General features: G+C 66.0%; 19 protein-coding genes and 1 riboswitch. Of the genes, 6 read left to right on the forward strand and 13 right to left on the reverse strand.

Annotated elements, in window-relative coordinates:
- Window positions 1–62 precede the first annotated feature (62 nt).
- The 8 genes from cobM to HCO70_RS22765 are packed head-to-tail and all read right to left on the reverse strand — an operon-like array spanning window position 63 to window position 7,505.
- On the reverse strand, window positions 63–827 hold the full coding sequence (gene cobM / locus HCO70_RS22730; RefSeq protein WP_172300194.1) for a precorrin-4 C(11)-methyltransferase: 765 nt from the start codon (window positions 825–827) through the stop codon (window positions 63–65).
- A 42-nt stretch (window positions 828–869) separates the two neighbouring features.
- Complete coding sequence (gene cobJ, locus HCO70_RS22735; RefSeq protein WP_172300195.1) at window positions 870–2,723, reverse strand: precorrin-3B C(17)-methyltransferase; 1,854 nt, start codon at window positions 2,721–2,723, stop codon at window positions 870–872.
- Window positions 2,714–3,415 (reverse strand): precorrin-2 C(20)-methyltransferase, encoded by a 702-nt coding sequence (gene cobI / locus HCO70_RS22740; RefSeq protein WP_172300196.1) that lies wholly within the window; start codon window positions 3,413–3,415, stop codon window positions 2,714–2,716. The genes cobJ and cobI overlap by 10 nt, the downstream gene beginning before the upstream one ends.
- Complete coding sequence (gene cbiE, locus HCO70_RS22745; RefSeq protein WP_172300197.1) at window positions 3,412–4,614, reverse strand: precorrin-6y C5,15-methyltransferase (decarboxylating) subunit CbiE; 1,203 nt, start codon at window positions 4,612–4,614, stop codon at window positions 3,412–3,414. The genes cobI and cbiE overlap by 4 nt, the downstream gene beginning before the upstream one ends.
- On the reverse strand, window positions 4,611–5,246 hold the full coding sequence (locus HCO70_RS22750; protein WP_172300198.1) for a precorrin-8X methylmutase: 636 nt from the start codon (window positions 5,244–5,246) through the stop codon (window positions 4,611–4,613). Before HCO70_RS22750 ends, cbiE begins: the two co-directional genes overlap by 4 nt.
- A complete protein-coding gene (locus HCO70_RS22755) occupies window positions 5,231–6,175 on the reverse strand; it encodes a hypothetical protein (RefSeq protein ID WP_172300199.1) in 945 nt (314 codons plus the stop codon). Before HCO70_RS22755 ends, HCO70_RS22750 begins: the two co-directional genes overlap by 16 nt.
- Complete coding sequence (locus HCO70_RS22760) at window positions 6,172–7,278, reverse strand: sirohydrochlorin chelatase (protein ID WP_172300200.1); 1,107 nt, start codon at window positions 7,276–7,278, stop codon at window positions 6,172–6,174. The genes HCO70_RS22755 and HCO70_RS22760 overlap by 4 nt, the downstream gene beginning before the upstream one ends.
- Window positions 7,279–7,283: 5 nt before the next feature.
- Window positions 7,284–7,505: a DUF6732 family protein gene (locus tag HCO70_RS22765; protein ID WP_172300201.1), complete on the reverse strand. Its 222-nt coding sequence runs from the start codon at window positions 7,503–7,505 to the stop codon at window positions 7,284–7,286.
- A gap of 317 nt (window positions 7,506–7,822) precedes the next feature.
- Here HCO70_RS22765 and HCO70_RS22770 point away from each other — a divergent pair, with 317 nt between their 5' ends.
- Complete coding sequence (locus HCO70_RS22770) at window positions 7,823–8,812, forward strand: glutathione S-transferase family protein (protein ID WP_172300202.1); 990 nt, start codon at window positions 7,823–7,825, stop codon at window positions 8,810–8,812.
- A 30-nt stretch (window positions 8,813–8,842) separates the two neighbouring features.
- Here HCO70_RS22770 and HCO70_RS22775 read toward each other — a convergent pair whose 3' ends face one another.
- Window positions 8,843–9,235: a response regulator transcription factor gene (locus HCO70_RS22775; protein WP_172300203.1), complete on the reverse strand. Its 393-nt coding sequence runs from the start codon at window positions 9,233–9,235 to the stop codon at window positions 8,843–8,845.
- A 180-nt stretch (window positions 9,236–9,415) separates the two neighbouring features.
- On the opposite strand from HCO70_RS22775, the gene HCO70_RS22780 reads away from it, so the two are divergent.
- The 4 genes from HCO70_RS22780 to HCO70_RS22795 are packed head-to-tail and all read left to right on the forward strand — an operon-like array spanning window position 9,416 to window position 12,882.
- Window positions 9,416–9,784, forward strand: a complete 369-nt coding sequence (locus tag HCO70_RS22780) for a DUF1636 domain-containing protein (RefSeq protein WP_172300204.1) — start codon at window positions 9,416–9,418, stop codon at window positions 9,782–9,784.
- Complete coding sequence (locus HCO70_RS22785) at window positions 9,781–10,722, forward strand: threonine-phosphate decarboxylase (protein WP_172300205.1); 942 nt, start codon at window positions 9,781–9,783, stop codon at window positions 10,720–10,722. The genes HCO70_RS22780 and HCO70_RS22785 overlap by 4 nt, the downstream gene beginning before the upstream one ends.
- Window positions 10,719–11,633 (forward strand): adenosylcobinamide-phosphate synthase CbiB, encoded by a 915-nt coding sequence (gene cbiB / locus HCO70_RS22790; protein WP_172300206.1) that lies wholly within the window; start codon window positions 10,719–10,721, stop codon window positions 11,631–11,633. The genes HCO70_RS22785 and cbiB overlap by 4 nt, the downstream gene beginning before the upstream one ends.
- Window positions 11,634–11,679: 46 nt before the next feature.
- The gene (locus HCO70_RS22795; RefSeq protein WP_172300207.1) at window positions 11,680–12,882 is read left to right on the forward strand and encodes a lytic murein transglycosylase; all 1,203 of its coding nucleotides are present in this window, start codon (window positions 11,680–11,682) and stop codon (window positions 12,880–12,882) included.
- 155 nt (window positions 12,883–13,037) lie between these two features.
- On the opposite strand, the gene HCO70_RS22800 is transcribed toward HCO70_RS22795, so the two are convergent.
- The 4 genes from HCO70_RS22800 to HCO70_RS22815 all read right to left on the reverse strand — a co-directional run bounded on the left by HCO70_RS22800 (window position 13,038) and on the right by HCO70_RS22815 (window position 19,977).
- On the reverse strand, window positions 13,038–13,733 hold the full coding sequence (locus HCO70_RS22800; protein WP_172300208.1) for a DUF899 family protein: 696 nt from the start codon (window positions 13,731–13,733) through the stop codon (window positions 13,038–13,040).
- A 260-nt stretch (window positions 13,734–13,993) separates the two neighbouring features.
- Window positions 13,994–17,446 carry a chromosome segregation protein SMC gene (gene smc, locus HCO70_RS22805; RefSeq protein WP_172300209.1) on the reverse strand — a complete coding sequence of 1,151 codons (3,453 nt, stop codon included), beginning with the start codon at window positions 17,444–17,446 and terminating at the stop codon, window positions 13,994–13,996.
- A 193-nt stretch (window positions 17,447–17,639) separates the two neighbouring features.
- Window positions 17,640–18,836, reverse strand: a complete 1,197-nt coding sequence (locus HCO70_RS22810; RefSeq protein WP_172300210.1) for a mandelate racemase/muconate lactonizing enzyme family protein — start codon at window positions 18,834–18,836, stop codon at window positions 17,640–17,642.
- Between the two features lie 211 nt (window positions 18,837–19,047).
- Window positions 19,048–19,977, reverse strand: coding sequence for an L-lactate dehydrogenase (locus tag HCO70_RS22815; RefSeq protein ID WP_172300211.1), 930 nt, complete (start codon window positions 19,975–19,977; stop codon window positions 19,048–19,050).
- Between the two features lie 157 nt (window positions 19,978–20,134).
- Window positions 20,135–20,352, forward strand: a riboswitch (cobalamin riboswitch).
- Between the two features lie 31 nt (window positions 20,353–20,383).
- Here HCO70_RS22815 and HCO70_RS22820 point away from each other — a divergent pair.
- Window positions 20,384–20,563, forward strand: coding sequence for a CbtB domain-containing protein (locus HCO70_RS22820; protein ID WP_172300212.1), 180 nt, complete (start codon window positions 20,384–20,386; stop codon window positions 20,561–20,563).
- The last annotated feature ends 1 nt before the right edge of the window (window position 20,564 follow it).

Consider the following 20,564-nt stretch of genomic DNA (forward strand, 5'->3'; position numbering starts at 1 on the left):
AAATGAATCGCGCCATATTTGGATTCGGTCAAGTTAACTTTCGGTAAACCCGAAACTAGGTGCTATTTCGCAACCGGCCGCAGCACGTGGGGGTGGTGCGGATCGTAGAGCGCACTGTCGCGAAAGTCGCGGCCGCGCGCCAGCGCCGGACCGACGAGGATCAGCGCGGTACGCGTGATCTTCTCTGCCCGCGCTTTTTCCCGCAGGTCCGACAGCGTGCCACGGATCAGGATCTGATCGGGCCAGCCGACGCGATAGGCGATCACCGCCGGGCAATCGGCCCCATAGTAAGGAATGAGCTGTCGCTCGATCTCCCGCAACGCCCGAATGCCAAGGTGGATCGCCAGCGTCGCGCCGGTGCGCGCGAAATTCTCCAGCGTTTCGCCGGCCGGCATCGCGGTGGATTTCATCGACATCCGGGTCAGGACGACCGATTGCGCGATCTCAGGGATCGTCAGTTCCTGCCCCAGCGCCGCGGCAGCAGCGGCATAGGCCGGTACGCCCGGCACGATCTCGTACGCGATGCCGTCCACCTCCAGCCGCCGGATCTGTTCGGCGATGGCGCCGTAGAGCGACGGATCGCCCGAATGTACCCGCGCTACGTCCTGCCCGCGCGCCTGCGCCGCTACGATTTCCGCGTGGGTTTCGTCCAGCGTCATCGGCGCCGTGTCCATCACTCGCGCTCCTTCCGGCGCCCGCGCAACCACATCCGAGGGCACAAGCGAACCGGCGTAGAGGCAGACTGGGCAGCTCTCGATGATCCGCGCCGCTTTCAGCGTCAGCAGTTCCGGGTCCCCGGGGCCCGCGCCGACGAAAAACACCGTCATGAAAGCCACCCGGCTCGGTCGAAACGGGCCGATTGCGGCATATCACCCCGCATCCGACAGATCCCCGTCGATCTTGCGCGCATAACCGCGCGGCGTGTACATCCGCGGCCCCTCACTGGAGGCCCAGAGCCGCGACTGCGATGACCCGACGAGCACCACGGTCAGCATGTCGACCTCGTCTACCTGCAGCTCCTCCAGCCGCCGGTACCGCAGTTCTTCTTCCGGCCGCCCCAGAGAGGACGCCAGCAGTACTGGGCAATCACCGGGCCGATGCCGCAAAAGGATATCCCGCGCCAGCGCCAGCAGATCTCGGCGGCGCTTCGACACAGGGTTGTAGAAGGCGATCACGAAGTCCCCCTCGGCGGCGGCCCGGATCCGCCGCAGGATATCTTCGCGCGGTGTCAGAAGGTCCGACAGTGAGATCGCGCAGAAATCGTGACCCAGCGGCGCGCCCGCCCGAGCCGCCGCTGCCTGCAGCGCCGACACGCCGGGCGCCGAGATCACCTCCACCCGTCGCGCTGCGTCGGACACGCCATGACTCTCGCGGTCCAGCAGTTCGAAGACCAGCGCGCCCATCGCGTAGATCCCGGCATCGCCCGAGCAGATCAGCGACACGTCGCGACCCTCTCCGGCGCGCTCCAGTGCGAAACGGCAGCGGTCTTCCTCACCGCCCAGCGGGAAATCGTGGCGAGGCTTGCCCGCCGCCAGCGGACCCAGAAGGTCGATATAGAGACCGTAGCCGACAAGTTCGTTCGCCTCCGCGATCAACCGCGACGCCTCGGGCGTGCGCCATGTCGCTTGCCCCGGCCCGATGCCGACCAGCGACAGCCGCCCACGCCTGCGCCCGGTGAAGGCCGTGATTGCATTTGGGGCCCGCGCCACCGCGCAGGTGGCATTGGCGCTCTTGCGCTTTTCCATCGCCAGCAACGATTCCGCGCCTGCCGCCGCCAGCGCTGCGCCCTCGGCGACCCCGTGACAGCCGACTTCGGAAAAGACCACCTCGGACGGGTTCGCCAGTCGCGGTGCCTCAGCCTCCAAAGTCTCGGCCTCGAAGAACCGCAATGGCACGTCCAGCCGCGCCGCCAGCGCCAGAATCGCCGGCTCATCGGCCTTCAGGACGATGGTATTGACCGACGCGACGGACTGCTCCGGCACTTCGGCCTCGACCAGCGCAGCGCTTACCAGCCGCCAGAGTTCATCAGGCGGGCAGTTCCGCGCGCAGCCGACGCCCAGCGCATGGTCCTGCCGGTGATAGGTCAGGAACGGCGCCCGCAGGTCGGGCTTGCCGCCCTCCAGCCGGAACAGCACCGCCATCGACGGCCCGCGCATCACCGCGGGAAAAGCGCCTGTCGTCACGTTCGGCGCAGCGACGAGCGGCGTCATCCATTCGAACCCGCCGGCCAGTCCATAGCTGTCCCCGGCCAGCAGCCCAGCCATGACCTCACGCGCGTCCTCCGGGTTCTCCAGCCGGAAGCCTGCTGGCGGCGCATCCAGCGCGACACCCAATGCCACATCCCCTGCCGTGGTGACTGCGGCGGTCCCCGACAGGGCCTCTGCGATCTGTTTCGCGAGCCGGTTCGCGCCGCGATGCCCGCCCAGCAGAGGCACCACCACGGCGCCATCGTCGGACACGGAAATCACCGGCGGCTCGCCCTGCTTGTCGGACAGCAGCGGGGCAACCGCGCGGATCAGGATGCCGCTGGCGCAGACGCCGATCACCGGCGTCCCCGACGCGAACAGGTCCCGCGCATGATCCAGTGCGTTCGGGAAGAACACGTCGGCTTCGTCAACACGCCCCTCGCGCCCGTGCAGGGACGCATCCAGAGCATCCGCTACCTTCCGCGCCACGGGTGCGCCGGAGCGCGACAGCGCCAGAACGACTGGTGTCACAACCACGGGTCCGCACCCTTGGTCAGCAGTATCATCGAGAAATACGGCGCCGCATCCGGCGCTCCGGCCAGCGGGAGCACCCGTTCACCGGCCATCGTCGCGCGCTCCACATAGATCGCCTGCTCCGCCAGTCCCAGCCGGTCCAGCACCGCGCGGATGCGCGGCAGGTGCCGTCCGACTTTCAGGATCGCAAGGCTCTCCGCCCCGGCGATACGCCATTCCAGCTCGTCATCCGGCAGAGGGCCGGGCAGCACCGTCACCCGCTCGTTCCGCGCCGCCAGCGGCATCGCGGCGCGGGCAGCGCAGGCGGTCAGGGACGTCACACCCGGCACGACCTCCACCGCGAATTCGCCTTTAAGCCGCGCGTGCAGATACATGAAGGAGCCGTAGAAGAATGGGTCACCCTCGCACAGGCACACCACGTCGTCGCCTGCCTTCAGCGTCTCGCGGATTTCCGAAGCCGCCGCGTCGTACGCCGCCTGCGCCGGTTCACGCTCCCGCGTCATCGGGATGTCCATCACGATCTCCCGCGCCGTCTCGGGGATCAGGTCGGCGGCAATCGACCGCGCCAGGCTCTCCGACCCTGCCAGCGCCGGATAGGCCACGACCCGCGCGGTCTCAATCAGCCGCGCCGCCTTTCGCGTGATCAGTTCCGGGTCGCCCGGACCCAGACCGACGCCATAAAGTGTGCCGCTCATCGCTTGACGAGGCTCCATTGCGTCACCGGCATCAGCGGCCGCCAGCCGGTCAATCCGCCCACCGGTTCCGCCCGGTGAACCAACAGCTTCACCAACTGCCCGCCATGCTCCTTGTGCAGCGCCAGCAGTTCCGCCTCGGATTCCAACGTCACCGCGTTGGCGACCAGCCGGCCCAGCGGCTTCAGTGCCGCCCAGGCGGCGTTGAAGACCTCGACTGACAGGCCCCCGCCGATGAAGATCGCGTCCGGCGCTTCCAGACCGGTCAGAGCCTCCGGTGCTTCTCCCGCGATGAGCTCCAGCCGGGGGGTGCCCAGCGCCAGCGCGTTGGCGGCGGCCATCTCGCGCCGGTCCGGGCGCGGCTCTATGCCGATGGCGCGGGCGTATCGGGCGGCGCGCATCCACTCGACGGCGATAGAGCCGCAGCCGGTCCCGATATCCCACAGCAGCGCCGCGCGCATCGGCATCAGTTTCGCCAGCGTCGCTGCACGCACCTCCTGCTTGGTCATCGTGCCGTCGTTGCGGAACAGGTCATCCGACAGCCCCGGCACTCGCGGCAGCAGCGCCGCATCCGGCGCGGCAATACACTCGACAGCCAGCGTATTGAAGGCGGGCACCTGCTTGTCCCAGGTTTCCGCGACGCCGTCGAACCGCTGTTCTCTGTCGCCGCCCATTGCAGCGAAGACGGTCATCCGAGATTGTCCGAATCCGCGCTCCGTCAGGAACCGGGCGATCTGCGCCGGCGTCTCCTCGCCCGTGGTCAGGATCAAAAGCCGCGCATCGGGCTGGATGAAAGCGATCATCTGTTCGACCGGGCGGCCATGTACCGTCAGCGTCTCGACATCGGCCAGCGACCAACCCATCCGGGCCGAGGCGAGCTGAAACGCCGACAGCTGCGGGTGAAACACGATCTCCGATGCCGGAATCCCGCGGGTGATCCGCGCTCCGACCGAGAACCACAGCGGATCGCCTGTCACCAGCACAACCGCACGGCGGCCTTGCAGCCCCCGGATCGTCTCGATCATCGCGTCGAAAGGGCTGGGCCAGGCGATGCGCTCGGCGCTGACTGTCTCCGACAGATCATGATGCCGGTCGCCGCCGACGATTACCTCGGCGGCCTCTACCACAGCGCGGGTAGCGGGCGTCAGCCCTGCCAGCCCGTCCTCACCGATGCCAACGACATGCAGCCATGGGGCGCTCATTGCGTTTCCTCCGGTAATCCTGCCGCCAGGGCGTTCACGGCCGCCGACGCCATCGCCGACCCGCCGCGCCGCCCCCGCAGCGTCAGAAACTCCGTGCCGCGCGGATCGCTGGCCAGTTCCGCCTTCGATTCCGCCGCACCGACAAACCCCACGGGAAAAGCCAGGATCGCGGCAGGCTTAGGCCATCCCCGGTCCAGCTTTTCCAGCAAGTGGAACAGGGCTGTCGGCGCATTGCCGATGGCCACCACCGCGCCATCAATCCGGTCATGCCACAGTTCAACCGCAGCGGCGGAGCGCGTCGTCTCCAGCTCCTTCGCCAGCCCCGGCACCAGGTCGTCGTTCAGCGTCACCACGATCTCGTTCCCCGCCAGCCGCCCCGCGATGATCCCCGAGGCGACCATCTGACAATCGCACAGCACCGGCGCGCCGGCCGCCAGCGCGGCGCGGGCGCTGGCGGCGACGCCCGTCGAAAACGCCAGCCGGTCCGCCACTTCCGGCATTCCGCACGCATGCACCACCCGGATCGCCACCTCGGCGAGGTCCGGCGGAAACCGATCCAGCCGCGTCTCGCGCCGGACGGTCGCAAAGCTCTCCGCATAGATCGCGGCGGGGTCTTTCAGATAGGGGCGCACGCAGCCTCCTTCACGGCTGCGGACCGAAGGGCTGTTTCGTGGCCAAGGCCCAATATCCAGGCCTCTTCGGTCTCGATAACACGCCGTTCTTCTTCGGTCAGGTCCGACGACCCGCCGAACAGTGCGGCAAGGCCGCCGGATCTGTCGAGGCGCGAGAAGGCTTCCGCATTGATGCGCACCTGTGCGGAGTCGAGCACCTCGGCGTCCTCCCGCGCCGCATGGGCCTCTTTCTGCAGCAGCGACGGATAGATTTCCGCCAGCACGATCTGGGCATCCGGCACAGCGAGGCCCGAGTCGAATGGCCACACGGCGATGCGGCCCGCCAGTTCGGGATGGTTGCGCAGGGCTGCGAGGGTGGGCAGCCCGAGTATCACCTGAGAACCAACCGAGCCGGTATAGGCAAGTTGCCAGACTGTCTTGGCACCCTTCGCCAGACGATCGGCTATTCGGCGCTCCGGTGGATGGCCATGCCCATGACGCGCCCGTCCGCCGATGGGAATTTCGGGATAGTCCCACGATTGCGGCCGCCCCCAGAACGGGCCGACCCCCGGATAAAGACGGTTAATCTCGGCTGCGACTTCGAAGCGGTTCGACGTGTTGTCGTCGCGGTCCTGAACCCGTCCCGCGATCCAGTCCCAAAGGTCCAGTGCGCCTTTTCCCCCGCTGACCTTCGCAGCAACTCCAGCCGGGTAGCCGAACGGAAAGTCGAAACCAGCCAGCACGCGGCGTCCCGCATCCGCCTCGGCGACGAACAACTCTGTCAGCCGTCCGCGGGCCTCGTGACGGGTACGGCAATAGACCGGCGCCTCCGCCTCGCCGTAACGAACAACCGCAAACCAGATTGCGTCTTTCGTCGGCCTTGCAGGGCTGGGCCGCGAGCGCGCCGACCAGTCGATGACGACATGCGTATCGAACAGCGGTCCGCTCATTTGCGGCGCGCGCTCTCCGGGCCGAGCGGGTGATCCGCATGCGGGTAGGGCGCGTGATGATGATCGTGATGGTGGTGGCCGTGATCGTGGCCATGATCATGGGAATGCCCGTGATCATGATCGTGGTGATGGTGATGATGGTCCGCCATCTCCAGCCGGCATTCCCCGGTACAGAAATCGCCGCACAGCGTACAGTCCGCCACATTCGAACCCGGCGCGGCGGCGCCCTGGCCCTCGACATGGTGATGGTGGCTTTCCTGCACTGCGCCGACTTCGGCCTCGAAGCCAAGCACCTGCGTACGGTACTTGCACATGGCGCAGTTTGGCGGCGGCACTTCCCCGACCTGTTCGGTGACCCGCTCAGCGAAGGTTTCCAGCACCTTGTCATGGTCGTTCAGGTAGCCCGCCTTGACGAACTGGATCTCCGGATGCGCGGCGGCGACCTTATCGGTGAAACCATAGATCCGGTCGATCAGGATGCCGGTGAACAGGAAATAGGGAAACACCACGACACGTTTATAGTCCAGCCGCGTGACATGGCTCAGGCAGGGTTCCACCAGCGGGAAGGTGACGCCGGAATAACCCACCTCGCACCAGCCGAACCCGATCCCCTCCCACAGCATCCGCGCGATCTTGGACACGTTGGCATTGGCGTCGGGGTCCGACGCGCCTCGGCCGATCACCAGGAGGCAGGTTTCGTGCAGCGGCACCTCGCCCTGTTCGGCATTCGCGCGATCCAGCGCCTCCCGGATCCGCGCCCCTGCGGCGGCGATCATCTTCGGATCGACGCCCAGCTCTCGCCCATATGTGATCTCGATCCCGTGCTTCGCCGCGTAGGTGTTGAGTACGGTCGGGATGTCGTTCTTCGCATGCATCGCCGCGAACAGCATCCCTGGCACTGCGAGGATCCGGTCGCAGCCTGCCTCGCGCAGCCGGTCGAGCCCGTCGCGGATCACAGGGTTAGCGAATTCCAGGTAACCGTAATCGGTCAGCCATTCGTCGGGCAGGTAGTCCGGCAACTTCCGTGCCAGCACCGCGAACTCATCTACCGCGGCCTGGCTGCGAGAGCCGTGGCCGCAGATCATTACACCGGTCTTGCCCATGGAGCTCAGGCCTCCTGTGGCTCGTCTCCGGCGGCCTCGGCGTCTTCCTCCGCCGCCTCCTTGGACTTGCGGCTTTTCAGTCCGGCCCAGGCGGCCACGGCAATGGCGGCGCCGATTGCGGCCAGCCCGATCCAGTGATTATGGCCCGCGGCCTCGGCCAGGTGGCCGGGATGCGCAGCGGCGGGGCCGGCGGCGAACAGAGCAACAAGGACTATCGGCTGTTTCATCTGGCTTCCCTTTCCTCTGGCCCGCGCCGGAAAGGAAAAGCGCGCCACACGGCGCGGCGCCCTGACGATGCGGCGCCTGGCCCCCTGTTTGGGTCGGCCCCTGCCGCGCTCCTGTCCGACCCGGGTCTCGGGTTTCGTCCGATCCGGTATAGGCGCCGCCCTACAACGATGCAAAGGGAAAGGCGGCGGCTTTCGGCCCGGAACCGACATCGCCGGTTGTGCGCCAATGCGGGAGGCTCCGTGCCCTGAGATGCATTTTCCTTCGCAGGAAAGAGTCTAGGTCTGGGCACAACACAGTAATTGCAAGGAGATCCCCGATGGGTGAGCTCGTGAACGGCAAATGGCAGGACGCCCCGGTCGCAGGAAAGACCGAAAATGGCCGCTTCGTCCGAAAGGACTCGAAGTTCCGCAACTGGATCACCGCCAACGGCAGCGCCGGTCCAACCGGCGAAGAAGGCTTTCGCGCCGAAGCGGGACGCTATCACCTCTACGTCTCCTTCGCCTGCCCGTGGGCTCACCGGACCCTGATCTTTCGCAAGCTCAAGGGGCTGGAGGACCTGATCACCGTGTCGGTGGTCCATCCCGACATGCTGTCCGACGGCTGGAGTTTCGACACGGATTTCGGTGGTGCGACTGGCGACACGCTCTACGGCCTGCCGTTCCTGCGCGACGTTTACGTCAAGGCCAAGCCCGACGTTTCCGGCAAGGTCACGGTTCCGGTCCTCTGGGACAAGCAGCGTGAGACCATCGTGTCGAACGAATCGTCCGAAATCATCCGCATGTTCAACACAGCCTTCGACGGCATCACCGGCAACACCGCCGATTATTGGCCCGAGGACCTGCACGACGCCATCGAGCCGGTGAACAAGCGCGTCTACGACACGCTGAACAACGGCGTCTACCGGTCAGGCTTCGCAACAAGCCAGTCGGCCTATGACGAGGCGGTGCACGAACTGTTCGACACGCTCGACTGGCTGGAGGAACGGCTGGAAGAAAACCGCTACCTGATGGGCGAACAGGTGACCGAAGCCGACTGGCGGCTGGTGCCGACGCTGTTCCGCTTCGACCCGGTTTACCACACGCATTTCAGGTGCAACCGAGACTACCTGCGCAACTTCCCCAACCTCTGGGGCTATGCGCGCGAACTCTATCAGTGGGAAACGCCGCACGGCCGGGTCGCCGACACCGTGAACTTTGACCACATCGTGCGGCACTACCATTACAGCCACGAGTCTATTAACCCCTACCGGATCATCCCGATCAATCCGGTCCTCGACTGGGAGGAACCTCACGGCCGCGGAGTGTAGCCTGCCGCCGGCGACCCGCTCGTCGCAGTGTCAGGCGTGCTTTACCCGTTCCAGCACGGTGTCCTCCGCTTCGCCGTAATGGTCGACCAGCACCGCCAGATCCTCTGGCGGGATGCTGCTGGGCAGGAAAGCGCAAGCGTTCGGGATGTGCCGAAAGATCGAACCGTCTGAAAAGAAGGACGTTCCGGTCACGAAGATTACCCGTGCCTTGGGCTGGCGATAGCTGGCATAATCGGCAACGGCAAAGGCACTGCCGTTCTCCAGCACCAGGTCCAGTACGATCACCTCTACCAGGTTGTTCTCAAGGGCAGACACCGCCTCGGCCTCGGAATGCGCGGCGAGGACCGCCGCGCCCTGCCGGCGCAAATGCCTGGACCACATGTCGGCCAGTTCGGGTTCGCTCTCGACAATCAGAACTTTCATTCCGTCCTCCGCGAGCAGGATGGCAGCATGGGACGCCACTCGCGTTGCGGGTATACTGTATATAGAGTCCTACCAAAATCCTAACAGGTAGTTAACAAAGCCGTCACTTATTCCTGAAATCGAAAACTTGCCTAAGGCAAACAGATCGGTTTGAAGAGGGGTCGGCAAGGCGGGAACTTCATGACCACCTGGATCACGATCTGCGACAGTTGCAAACGCGACGGCTGGGAAGACAGCGGCGCCGCGGAAACCGACGGCGCCCGGCTGGCGGAGTGCGTCGAACGCCTGGCGCCGAAGGGGGATGTCCGCGTACGGCGGCATACCTGCCTTATGGGCTGCGGAAAGGGCTGCAACGTGGCGATCCAGGCGGAAGGCAAGCTTTGCTACACGCTCGGCGGATTCGAACCCGACGCCGACTCGGCCGAGGCGATCCTCGCATACGCCGCGCTTCATTCGGAAAGCGAGACTGGCCAGGTACCCTACCGACAATGGCCGCAGGGCGTGAAGGGCCATTTCGTCACCCGCCACCCGCCTCTGCCAAAGCCATGAGCCCGCCGCGCGATCACGGTGGCGGCCTAGACGCGGCGATCGCACGGCACGGCGGCACGCGGGCGGAGTGGCTGGATCTCTCGACAGGAATTAACCCGGGGCCCTACCCGGTGCCACAACTTCCCGCGACTGCGTGGACGGCCCTGCCCGACCAGAAGGCGGCGGTAAGGCTGATCGCGGCGGCGCGCCGGTTCTGGAACGTACCCGACGACGCGGCCCTGATCGCCGCGCCCGGCGCGTCCTCGCTGATCGCGCGGATGCCGCAGATGGTGCCGGGGCTGGAGGCCTTCATCCCCGGCCCTACGTACAACGAGCACGCGGCCGCCTTCGGTGATCGCGTGACAGTGGACGAGTCGGCGCCTGTGCATGTCTATGTCCATCCGAACAATCCCGACGGGCATCTGTGGGTCGCAAGTGACATCGGCAACCGCGAACTGACCATCGTGGATGAAAGCTTCTGCGATGTGACGCCGGCGATCAGCCATGTCTCCCGCGCAGGTGAGCGCGTGGCGATCCTGAAGAGCTTCGGCAAGTTCTGGGGGCTGGCGGGCCTGCGGCTTGGCTTCCTGATCTGCGATCCGGCCGTTGCCGCGCGGATGGCCGAGGCACTCGGCCCTTGGCCCGTCTCCGGCCCGGCGCTGGAAATCGGCGCAACGGCGCTGGAAGATATTGCCTGGGCCCAAGAAACCCGCGCCAGACTGACCCACGACGCCACCCGTCTCGACGCGCTGATGACCTGGGGCGGCGCCTCGCCGGTTGGCGGCAGCGCCCTGTTCCGGCTCTATGAGGTGGATGACGCCGCCGGCTGGCAGAACCGGCTGGCGCGGTCGCGCATCTGGACCCGCATCTTCCCCTATTCCAAGCGCTGGCTGCGGCTTGGCCTGCCGCATCCCGACCGCTGGGAGCAGCTCGAAGATTCGCTGGAGGCGCGAACGTGAGCCACGCGGCGATCCTCTGTGGCGCGCTGCTGCTGGACGCGGCGCTGGGAGAGCCCCGTTGGCTCTGGTCCCGCGTCCCACATCCCGCCGTACTGATGGGCCGCGGCATCGGCTTGGCCGACACACGCTGGAACCGCGGCAAGGACCGCCGCGAAAAGGGCATTGCCGTCATCGCCGCAGCCTGCATCGCTGCTGCACTCGTCGGCTGGGCCATCGCCTGTCTTCCCGGCGGCTGGCTGCTGCAACTGTTGATCGCCGCGATCCTGCTGGCCCAGCGCAGCCTTTGCGATCACGTCTCCGCCGTCGCCGACGCACTCAGGCTCTCCACCGGAGAGGGGCGGCGCGCTGTGGCGAAGATCGTCGGTCGCGACACTGCAGCGATGGACGATCCCGCCATCGCCCGTGCCGCCCTCGAAAGTGCGGCCGAGAATCTCTCCGACGGAGTCATCGCCCCTGCTTTCTGGTTCCTGGTCGCCGGGCTGCCGGGGCTGCTGGTCTACAAGATCGTCAACACCGCCGACAGCATGATCGGCTACCGCACCCCGCGCCACGCCGAATTCGGATGGGCAGCCGCCCGGCTCGACGATCTGCTGAACTGGCTGCCCGCGCGCGGCACTGCCCTCCTGATCTGGCTGATCCATGGCCGCCCCGGCCGTTGGCAGGACATCGTCCGCGACGCAGGACTGCACCGTTCCCCCAATGCTGGCTGGCCCGAGGCAGCGATCGCCCGCGCGCTCGACACCGCACTCGCCGGCCCGCGCAGCTATGACGGCACACTGCGCGATTTCCCCTTCGTCCATCCAGCCGGCAACCTTACCCCGGGACCGAACCAGATTGACGCCGCCGTTCGCATACTCTGGCGCACATGGACCGGCACCCTGATTATCGCGGTGGCCATTGCCGTTGTCTGACCCTTTTCGCCCGCTAGATTGCCGCCAAACGAATAAAGAGGTTCGAATGCGTTTTGTGAAAATCGCCGCGCTGTCGGCACTTGGCCTTGTCGCCGGTCCGCTCGCCGCCGAGGAAACCCGCAAACTCTACGTTGAATGCGGAGGCAGCTTTCCCGAATTCGTCGCCCGCATGAAGGCCCAGGCAGAGGCGATGACCTACCCGCCGCAGATCACGCAGCCGTTCTTTGCCGCCGCCGACTATTCGCAGCGCACCATCGATGCTGACCGCCGACAGGGCATCTTCAAGACCGATTTCATCAGCTTCTCGCGCAAGCTGATCGCGCAGTACCGCCTCGATATGGGGCGGCAGAAAGCGCAGCAGCACGACGCAATCTTTTCACGGATCGAAAGCGAACTCGGCGTGCCGCGCGGCATTCTCCTGTCCTTCTGGGCCTTCGAGACCGATTTCGGCGCCTTCACCGGCGACTTCAACACGCTCGACACCCTGATGACCCTGTCGCATGACTGCCGGCGCCCCGACCTGTTCCAGCCGCAGGTCTTCGCCGCGCTGGAACTCTACGCCCGCGGCGACTTTCCGCTGGACACCCAGGGCGCTTGGGCCGGCGAGGTCGGGCAGGTGCAGATGCTTCCAATGGACATCATGCAGCGTGGCTATGACGGCGACGGCGACGGTCATGTCGACCTCGATCATTCGGTCGCCGACGCGCTGTTCTCGGGCGCCAACATGCTGCGCAGCTTTGGCTGGCGCCCGAACGAACCCTGGATGCAGGAAGTGGTGCTACCCGCCGACTTGCCGTGGGAAGCATCCGGCGTGCAGCCGGAAGACTACCGCCCGGTCGACGAATGGGCCGCCTGGGGTGTCACTCCGCGTTCCGGCGGCTGGCAGGGTCCGAACCTCGATGCCGCGCTCATGCTGCCAATGGGCCGCAAGGGGCCCGCCTTCCTGATTTATCCGAACTACCAGTCGCTGTTTCAGTGGAACCAGAGTTTCGTCTACGTCGCGACCGCCGCCTATTTCGCCACCCGGCTTGAGGGCGCCCCGGTCTATGATCCCGGCAACCCGGATCCGCTGCTTTCGGACGGTGAAATGAAGGCGTTGCAGCAGAAACTCTCAGATCTCGGCCATGATGTCGGCAAGATCGACGGAATCCTCGGTTCCGGTACCCGCGCGGCGGTTCAAGCCGAACAACTACGGCTCGGATTGCCTGCCGATGCCTGGCCAACGCGGGAGCTGCTGAACCGGCTCTGATGAACTAAACGTGTCACCGACATGTTAACCTTGAGGAAAATTAAAGTTTTACATACGAGCAAAGTAGAGCTATCTCCACAGGAAGAAGGTTTCTGAAACCTCTTTCTCCAGAATGCCAAACCCGCGGCGCCCATGGCCCGCGGGTTTCTGTTTTCTTATCCGATTTCCGCGAGCGACGGATACCAGTCCGGCCGACGTCCCTGCGGGGTCATGTCAAGGTAATGCCACAACGGATCGACCTCCGGCGCGCTTCGGGGATCCTGGCCCGGGTCCGCTTCGGTCATCTCGCCGGACCAAAAATGGCGCACTGTCTCGCCGTCCATACGGAACACGTTCAGCCCCGGAACATCGGCATCCTCAGGATGCACCCAGTCCCGCGTGTAGTCGCCGGTCAGGTCGGAAAAGACCGGCAGCTGCAACATGCCCAGGTCCGTCTTCGCTGCAACCAGCCTGTCGATCGGCGAGCGCGCCACGAAGGCAATGGCAACGTTCTGCCGGATCGACCCGATCCGCGGCGCTGACGCGGCCATCAGCGAACTGCACATCGGGCAGGGTCGTTCCCGCTGCGGGCCGAACATGTAGCTGTAGACGATCAGCGTGTCGTAAGACCCGAACATGTCGGCCAGCGTTGTCGGCCCATGCTCGCCCTCGAACTCATAGGTTTTGACTTCCGCCCCCGGCGGCAAAGACCGGCGCTGTGCCGCCACAGCTTCAGTCACACGACGCAATTCGTACTCCTTCACTAGCAGCGCCTGCCGGGCCTTTCGGTACTCTTTCGACTCCCCCGGATGCCGGATCGGATTGCGCGCCGCCAGCGCTTCCGCGGGTTCGAGTTTGGGGTGTTCGTTCATTAGGTCTCCTCCCGGATCTGCCTTTAAGTTGATATCAACTTAGATATGCGTTGTCGACGCGTTCGTGTGATCGACCTTCGGACTGGCAAGACAACGCTATTAACCAAAGAATCCCGGACCCCGTTTTCCTGCAGTGAGGTTTTGTGGTACAACTTGGTAATGCGAAATGGTGTTCTTAAGAGACATCACTTCCGTTCACCGCGAAGGATCGCGGCAACCGAATGATCTGCATATTAGGTTAAAGAGGCGTTCGCAGCGGCTCAGGCCACCATCTGCTCAGCCTTTTTGAGGTCGACGGAAACCAGTTGGCTGACACCCTGCTCCTGCATTGTCACCCCGAACAGTCTGTCCATCCGCGCCATCGTCACTGCGTGGTGCGTGATCACGAGGAACCGGGTCGAAGTCCGCCGGGTCATCTCGTCCATCATGTCGCAGAAGCGGGTTACGTTCGCATCGTCCAAGGGCGCATCGACCTCGTCCAGCACACAGATCGGCGCCGGGTTAGCCAGGAACACGCCGAAGATCAGCGCGAGCGCAGTCAGCGTCTGCTCACCGCCCGACAGCAGCGACAGAGTCGACAGCTTCTTGCCGGGCGGCTGGCACATGATCTCCAGCCCGGCTTCCAGCGGATCGTCCGACTCGACCAGCACAAGGTTCGCCTCACCGCCACCGAAGAGATGCGTGAACAGCATCCCGAAATTGCTGTTCACCTGCTCGAAGGCGGTCAGCAGGCGTTCCCGCCCTTCCTTGTTCAGGCTGGCGATACCAGTCCGCAGCTTGGCGATAGCGGCCTCGAGGTCCGCCTTCTCGGTCACCAGCGTGTCGTGCTCCTCCTGCACTTCCTTCGCATCCTCCTCGGCACGCAGGTTCACCGCGCCCAGCGCATCGCGCTGGCGCTTCAGGCGGTTCACCTCGTGCTCGATGGTCTCGGCAGAAGGCATCCGGTCCGCCTCAGCGCCCAGTTGCGCGAGCAGCGCCGATGGGCTCAGTTCCAGCGCTTCCTCGATCCGGTCCGCGGCAGTTTCGACCCCTTCGCGCGCGGCCTCGGCACGGGCCTCGGCGGCGGCACGCGCCTCGCGCGCATTCCCAGCCTCTCGCTCCGCCTCACGTTCGGCAGTCAATGCCTCGCGCGTTGCCGTCTCCCCTGCCGCCAGCGCATCGGCGGCCGCGTTTCGCCGCGCCTCCGCCTCGGATATCGCGTCGGACAGCTTCGCCCGCTCACCCGCCAGTTTTTCCGGCACCGCAGATGCCGTCTTAAGCTCCGCCTCCGACGACGTCTTGCGCTCCACCAGTTCCGCGATCCGCGTATCCGCCGTCTCCAGCCGCTTCTGCCAGCCGGCGATATCCTTCGCCACCGTCCGCAGCCTCGACTCCCGCGCCTCGCCTGCACGCTTCAGTTCGTCATGCGAGGCGCGCTTGGCCATCATGGTCATCCGCGCCGCCTCGACCGTCATCTTGACGTCCTCAACCTGCGCACGGGCCGCGTCGAGGTCACCCAGATCAGCCATCCCCTTCTCGGCATCCTTCAGCGCCAGCCGAGCGCGGCCGGCCTCTTCCTCGTGCCGGGTCACGGCGAGCTGCGCCGATTCCAGCTTGCCTTCGGCGATGTTGCGATCGGCCTCGGCCCGCGACAGCGCGCGGTTCGCGTCCGCCACCTGTCCGTCCGCAGCGCGCCGCGCCTCGCGGGCGGCCCGGTCCGCTTCGGTCAGTTCCTTCAGCCGCTCCTTCAGCATCTCATGCGCACGGCTCGCGCCATCGGCGCGCGCATTGGCCGCCTCAAGAGACTGCTTCAACTCTTCCAGCCGGTTCAGCTGCTGCAAACGGAGCGCGGCAGCTGACGGCGCATCCTCCGCCCCGGCACGGAAACCGTCCCAGCGCCAGAGGTCGCCCTCTGTGCTGACCAGACGCTGGCCCGGCTTCAGTTCGGCCTGCAGGCGCGGTCCATCGGCCGGGTCGACCACGCCAACCTGCCCGACCCGGCGTGCCAAAACGGCCGGCACCGTCACAAAATTCGACAGGGCCTTCACGCCCGTCGGCAACTCCTGCGGCTGCGAGTATCCCGGTAGCAGCGCCCAGCCCGACGTCCCCTCGGCGCCGATCTCGGGCGCGCGCAGGTCGTCGGCCAGCGCCGCGCCGATGGCCTTCTCGTATCCGGGGTTCACCCGCAGCGCGTCCATCACCCCGCCTTCGGAGGTGTCGCGCTGCACCAGCTTGGCCAGCGCCCCCGCCTCGGCGCGCAGAGCGCTGGCCTCGCCCTCGGCTTCCGACCGGCTGGCGCGGGCATCCGCCTCGCGCGACTGCGCGTCGGCACGCGCCTCGTCGGCCTCGGTCAGCGCGGTTTCCGCCGCCTCCGCCGCCTGCGTCGCCGCCTCCAGCGCTGCCCGCGCCGCGGTGAAACTCTCGTCCGACCCGTCCAGCGCCGCCTTCGCGGCACCCACCGCATCGCGCGCCTTGCCGGCCTCGCTTTCGCTGCGCTCCAGCGTCTTGCGGGTGTCGTCCAGCAGCCGACGTGCCGACTGGTGCCGCGCGGCCAAGCGGGCGGTGTCCTCGGTCAACTGACCCAGCGCATCCTCGCGCTCCTGCAGGACCTTGGACGCCTCATGCGCGGCATCCGACGCTTCGGCAAGCGCCGATTCATGCCCCTCACCGGTGGCTGTCAGTTCCGCCTCTTCCTCCTGCAGCAGGGCAATCGACTCGCCCGCGTCGCGGTTCAGAGCCTCCTCGCGGTCGAGGTCGCGAGCCAGCTGTGTGATCCGCGCGGTCAGAGTCTCTATCGCCTTCTGCGCCTGCGTCTCCTGATCGGCCAGCGTATCGCGCTGCACCATCAGGCGCTGCAGGATCGCGGCGGCGATGGCTTCTTCCTCGCGCAGCGGCGGCAATGCGGTCTCCGCCTCCTCCCGCGCCTTCGCGGCGGCCAGGGCGGCACGTTCGGCGGCGGAAGCCGCCTGAATCCGTCCGCGCAAGCCCTCCTCGGCGGACAGCCGAGCCTCGTCAGCCTCGCGCCAGCGGCGATAAAGCAGCATGCCCTCAGCCGTACGCAGGTCGGCCCCGATCTCGCGATACCGCGCCGCCTGCCGCGCCTGCCGGGCCAGCTGTGCCAGTTGACCGGCCAGTTGCTCGACCACGTCATCAACGCGCAGCAAGTTCTGCTCCGCGCCTTTCAGCTTCAGCTCCGCCTCGTGCCGCCGCTGGTACAGGCCAGAGATCCCGGCGGCCTCCTCCAGCACCCGGCGGCGCGATTTCGGTTTGGCGTTGATCAGTTCGGAAATCTGCCCCTGCCGCACAAGCGCCGGCGAATGCGCACCGGTCGAGGCGTCGGCGAACAGCATCTGCACGTCGCGGGCGCGCGTTTCCTTCGAGTTCACCTTATAGGCCGACCCCGCATCGCGGGTGATCCGGCGGGTGATGTCCAGAAGGTCGCTTTCGTTGAACCCCGACGGCGCCAGCCGCTCGCTATTGTCGATCTGCAGCGACACCTCGGCGAAGTTCCGTGCTGGCCGTGTCGCCGCCCCGGCGAAAATCACGTCTTCCATGCCGCCGCCGCGCATCGCAGTCGGGCGGTTCTCGCCCATCACCCAGCGCAATGCCTCAAGCAGGTTCGACTTGCCGCAGCCGTTCGGGCCCACAACGCCAGTCAGCCCGTCCGCGATCACCAGATCGGTCGGGTCGACGAAGCTCTTGAAGCCGTTGAGGCGCAGACGGTTGAAGCGCAAGTATCCTGCCCGCGGTTGATTCCCGTTTCGGGTCATTGTCCGGGCTTGCAGCGGTGAGTCAACGCTGAACCGCTGTATCTGGCGGGAACGCGCTGTTTGTCCACAAGATATTGTCGGCAGCCGAGAGCCGGAAAATAGGCGTTACCCGACCCCGCCAGCGTCATCTTCAGGGCCGGAAGCCTCTCGATTCCCGTCAGAAATCCGCCAGCGTCTCCGGCATCCAATGGGTTTCCTTGCGGCTGGCCTTGAAGAAGCAGTGCCCGTATTTCTCGAGCACACCAAAGTCGATGTCGAAGCCCAGACCGGGCGCCTGGGGCATGTTGAACCAGCCCTTGTCGTGCAGGAACGGCTGCGTGAAGATCTGGTCGCGGGCTTCCGGTATCCAGCCCGGCGGCGCCAGCGGATACTCGAACAGCGCCTCACCGGCAAAGCCGCTCGCGGCGAAGACATGTGCGTTGGCAATGAAACCGAACCCGTTCGACCAGCAATGCGGCGTGAACGTCCGGCCCGTTTCACGGCACAGCTTCGCGACCTGCAGACCCTGCGCGATACCGCCCGCCCACATGGCATCGGGCTGATAGAAATCGTAGCAACCCATCTTCAGCATCCGCGCCAGTTCGCGGTAGCCCATCAGGTGAAGCTCGCCCCCGGCGACGGGAACGCGGGAATATTCCGTCAGCTCGGCGATCTCCTCGTGCCATTCGCCGAACAGTGGCTCCTCCACCCAGGCAAGACCTGCATCCGCCGCCGCATCGACAAAGCGTTTCGCCCGATCCAGCGACCACAGCGGCGCTTCGCCGTTCTGGGTCAGGCGGAAGGCCTGGTTGCAGTCGACGGAGATATTCATCCGCCCCTGCATGTAGGTCGCGGCATCTGTGATGTGGTCGATATCCACGGCCTCGTCGAAGTCGTGGACCCGGATCTTCATCGTCTCGAAGCCTTCGGCTAGCCGCGCTTCGGCCTCGTCGCGCCGGGCCATCGGAACGCGAAGTTCGCCCGCCGACGCGTAAAGTTTCAGGCGGTCGTCGGTGCCGCCGAGATACTTGTAAAGCGGCAGGCCCGCGGCCTTGGCCTTGATGTCCCAGAAGGCGGGTTCCAGCCACCAGTTGTAATTGCCGCCCGCGGCCATGATCAGGATGCGCTCGGCCATCGTATCGATATCCTCGGCATCCTGGCCAAGGAACAGTCCAGCGATGGGGTCGCCCAGCCCGGCACGCTCGCGCCCCGATGCGGGAAAGCCGCTCCATCCTTCGATGCCATCCTCGGTGATGAATCGGACGATGCACATGGACACATGGGTCCGGATTGTTCCGGGGATCCACGACGGCGCATGCGGCGCAGGTAACGGCGTTCTCACCAAGTAAAGCTCGACCCGGTCAAGCAGCTGCATGTTTCGTCCTTTCCAAGAATGTCAAAGCTTCCGAGGCTTTCGGCGCACCGTCTGGTCGCGGAACCATTTCGCGAACGATAGGCAGGCAATGGTCTGGCAGATATATCCGTTTTGCCGGATTCAGTGGACCAATCGTATCGGGAGCGCTGCTGAGTCTTGCCCACCTACACGGCCGTAGGTCGGAAAACGTACCCACCGAAAACCACGACAGTCACTTCAGGCTGTCAGCCGTCTCTTTCAGCAATTCAGCCGATGCGCGCAGCGCCGCATGTTCGCGCTCGTCCAGCTGCGGCATTAGCGTCTCCATCACCCCGGCTCGGCCAACGACACGTGGAAGGCTCAGCGCGACATCCGTCACGCCTTCCACCTCCGGCGTCGATATCGAAACCGACAGGACCGAGCGCTGGTCGTCTCGGATCGCCTGCACGACCCGCGCCAGCCCGGCGCCGATGCCGTACCACGTAGCACCCTTGCCCTCGATAATCCGGTAGGCCGCGCGCCGCACGCCGTCATCTATCCGGGCACGGACCTCCTCGGTGATCGGCGCGCCGATCTGCTCGGCGAAATGGCTGACGGTGACGGCCCCGGCGCGGGCAGGCGACCAGGCCAGCACCTCGGAATCGCCATGCTCACCCAGCACATAAGCATGGACTGATTGCGGCGCGACGCCCAGGTGGCGGCCCAGCAGGCTGCGGAATCGCGCCGTGTCCAGAATGGTGCCGGAACCGATCACCCGTTCGCGCGGCAGCCGCGACGCCCGCATCGCGACATCTGTCATCACGTCGACGGGGTTCGACGCGACCAGCAGGATCGCATCGGGCGCGGCCGACTGCACTCCCGCAATAACGCTGGCAAAGACATCGGCATTGCGAGTCAGCAGGCTCAGTCGGCTCTCGCCCGGCTTCTGCGCCACCCCGGCGGCGAGGATTACGACGTCAGCGCCGCCGAGCGCTTCGTATCCACCGGCCAGCACCCGTGCCGGATGCGCGAAAGGCACCGCGTGGGCAATATCCTCGGCCTGCGCCACTGCCAGAGCCTCGTTCTGGTCGACCAGCACGATTTCGCTGGCACCGCCGCGCAGGGCCAGCGCATAGCCCGCCGCCGACCCGACCATTCCAACACCGACGATCCCGACCTTCATCGTTGCCTCCATGTGCAGCTGTCGCTTCAAGGTTGCACGGAAATGCCCATCGCAACAGACGGAAATTGCCGCGCTGCAGCGTCCGACCCGCATTCCACGGTGACACCCCCGCAATCAGCGGCGCCGCAATCCGCCTTGACCTCGCCACACCCAAAGGCGCACAAAGGCAGGACATGGTGCCCGGAAATGCGCAAAGCGCAAAGGGCTTGATTGGGAATTCGGGCGGGTGACCCAAATCGGGACCCGAAGCCGGAGCCGCCCCCGCGACTGTTAGCGGAGAGCGCCCGCCATACGCCACTGGGGCAGCCCCCGGGAAGGCGGCGGCGCGCCGAGACCCGCGAAGCCAGGAGACCAGCCATGTTCAACGCAACCTGCCGTCGGGGTGACGGGGAAGGAGGAGTTCGAAATGACTACGCAAACGCAGACCGCGCAGGGTCAGGCCGCCAGGGGCTCGGCCGCGGGCGCCGCCATTGCCGCGCTTCTGATCGGCGCCGCGATCATCTTCGTCACCGGCCACGTGCAGGCATCGACGCTGCATGACGCGGCCCATGACGTGCGCCACGCCACCGGCTTTCCCTGCCACTGAC

The sequence above is a fragment of the Pseudoruegeria sp. HB172150 genome, from assembly GCF_013184805.1.
GTDB lineage: Bacteria > Pseudomonadota > Alphaproteobacteria > Rhodobacterales > Rhodobacteraceae > Psychromarinibacter.

Coding starts and splice junctions, on each gene's coding strand:
- cobM (WP_172300194.1), bottom strand. CDS start 827: ATGACGGTGTTTTTCGTCGGCGCGGGCCCCGGGGACCCGGAACTGCTG.
- cobI (WP_172300196.1), bottom strand. CDS start 3,415: ATGAGCGGCACACTTTATGGCGTCGGTCTGGGTCCGGGCGACCCGGAA.
- cbiE (WP_172300197.1), bottom strand. CDS start 4,614: ATGAGCGCCCCATGGCTGCATGTCGTTGGCATCGGTGAGGACGGGCTG.
- HCO70_RS22755 (WP_172300199.1), bottom strand. CDS start 6,175: ATGAGCGGACCGCTGTTCGATACGCATGTCGTCATCGACTGGTCGGCG.
- HCO70_RS22760 (WP_172300200.1), bottom strand. CDS start 7,278: ATGGGCAAGACCGGTGTAATGATCTGCGGCCACGGCTCTCGCAGCCAG.
- HCO70_RS22765 (WP_172300201.1), bottom strand. CDS start 7,505: ATGAAACAGCCGATAGTCCTTGTTGCTCTGTTCGCCGCCGGCCCCGCC.
- HCO70_RS22770 (WP_172300202.1), top strand. CDS start 7,823: ATGGGTGAGCTCGTGAACGGCAAATGGCAGGACGCCCCGGTCGCAGGA.
- HCO70_RS22775 (WP_172300203.1), bottom strand. CDS start 9,235: ATGAAAGTTCTGATTGTCGAGAGCGAACCCGAACTGGCCGACATGTGG.
- HCO70_RS22780 (WP_172300204.1), top strand. CDS start 9,416: ATGACCACCTGGATCACGATCTGCGACAGTTGCAAACGCGACGGCTGG.
- HCO70_RS22785 (WP_172300205.1), top strand. CDS start 9,781: ATGAGCCCGCCGCGCGATCACGGTGGCGGCCTAGACGCGGCGATCGCA.
- HCO70_RS22795 (WP_172300207.1), top strand. CDS start 11,680: ATGCGTTTTGTGAAAATCGCCGCGCTGTCGGCACTTGGCCTTGTCGCC.
- HCO70_RS22800 (WP_172300208.1), bottom strand. CDS start 13,733: ATGAACGAACACCCCAAACTCGAACCCGCGGAAGCGCTGGCGGCGCGC.
- HCO70_RS22810 (WP_172300210.1), bottom strand. CDS start 18,836: ATGCAGCTGCTTGACCGGGTCGAGCTTTACTTGGTGAGAACGCCGTTA.
- HCO70_RS22815 (WP_172300211.1), bottom strand. CDS start 19,977: ATGAAGGTCGGGATCGTCGGTGTTGGAATGGTCGGGTCGGCGGCGGGC.
- HCO70_RS22820 (WP_172300212.1), top strand. CDS start 20,384: ATGACTACGCAAACGCAGACCGCGCAGGGTCAGGCCGCCAGGGGCTCG.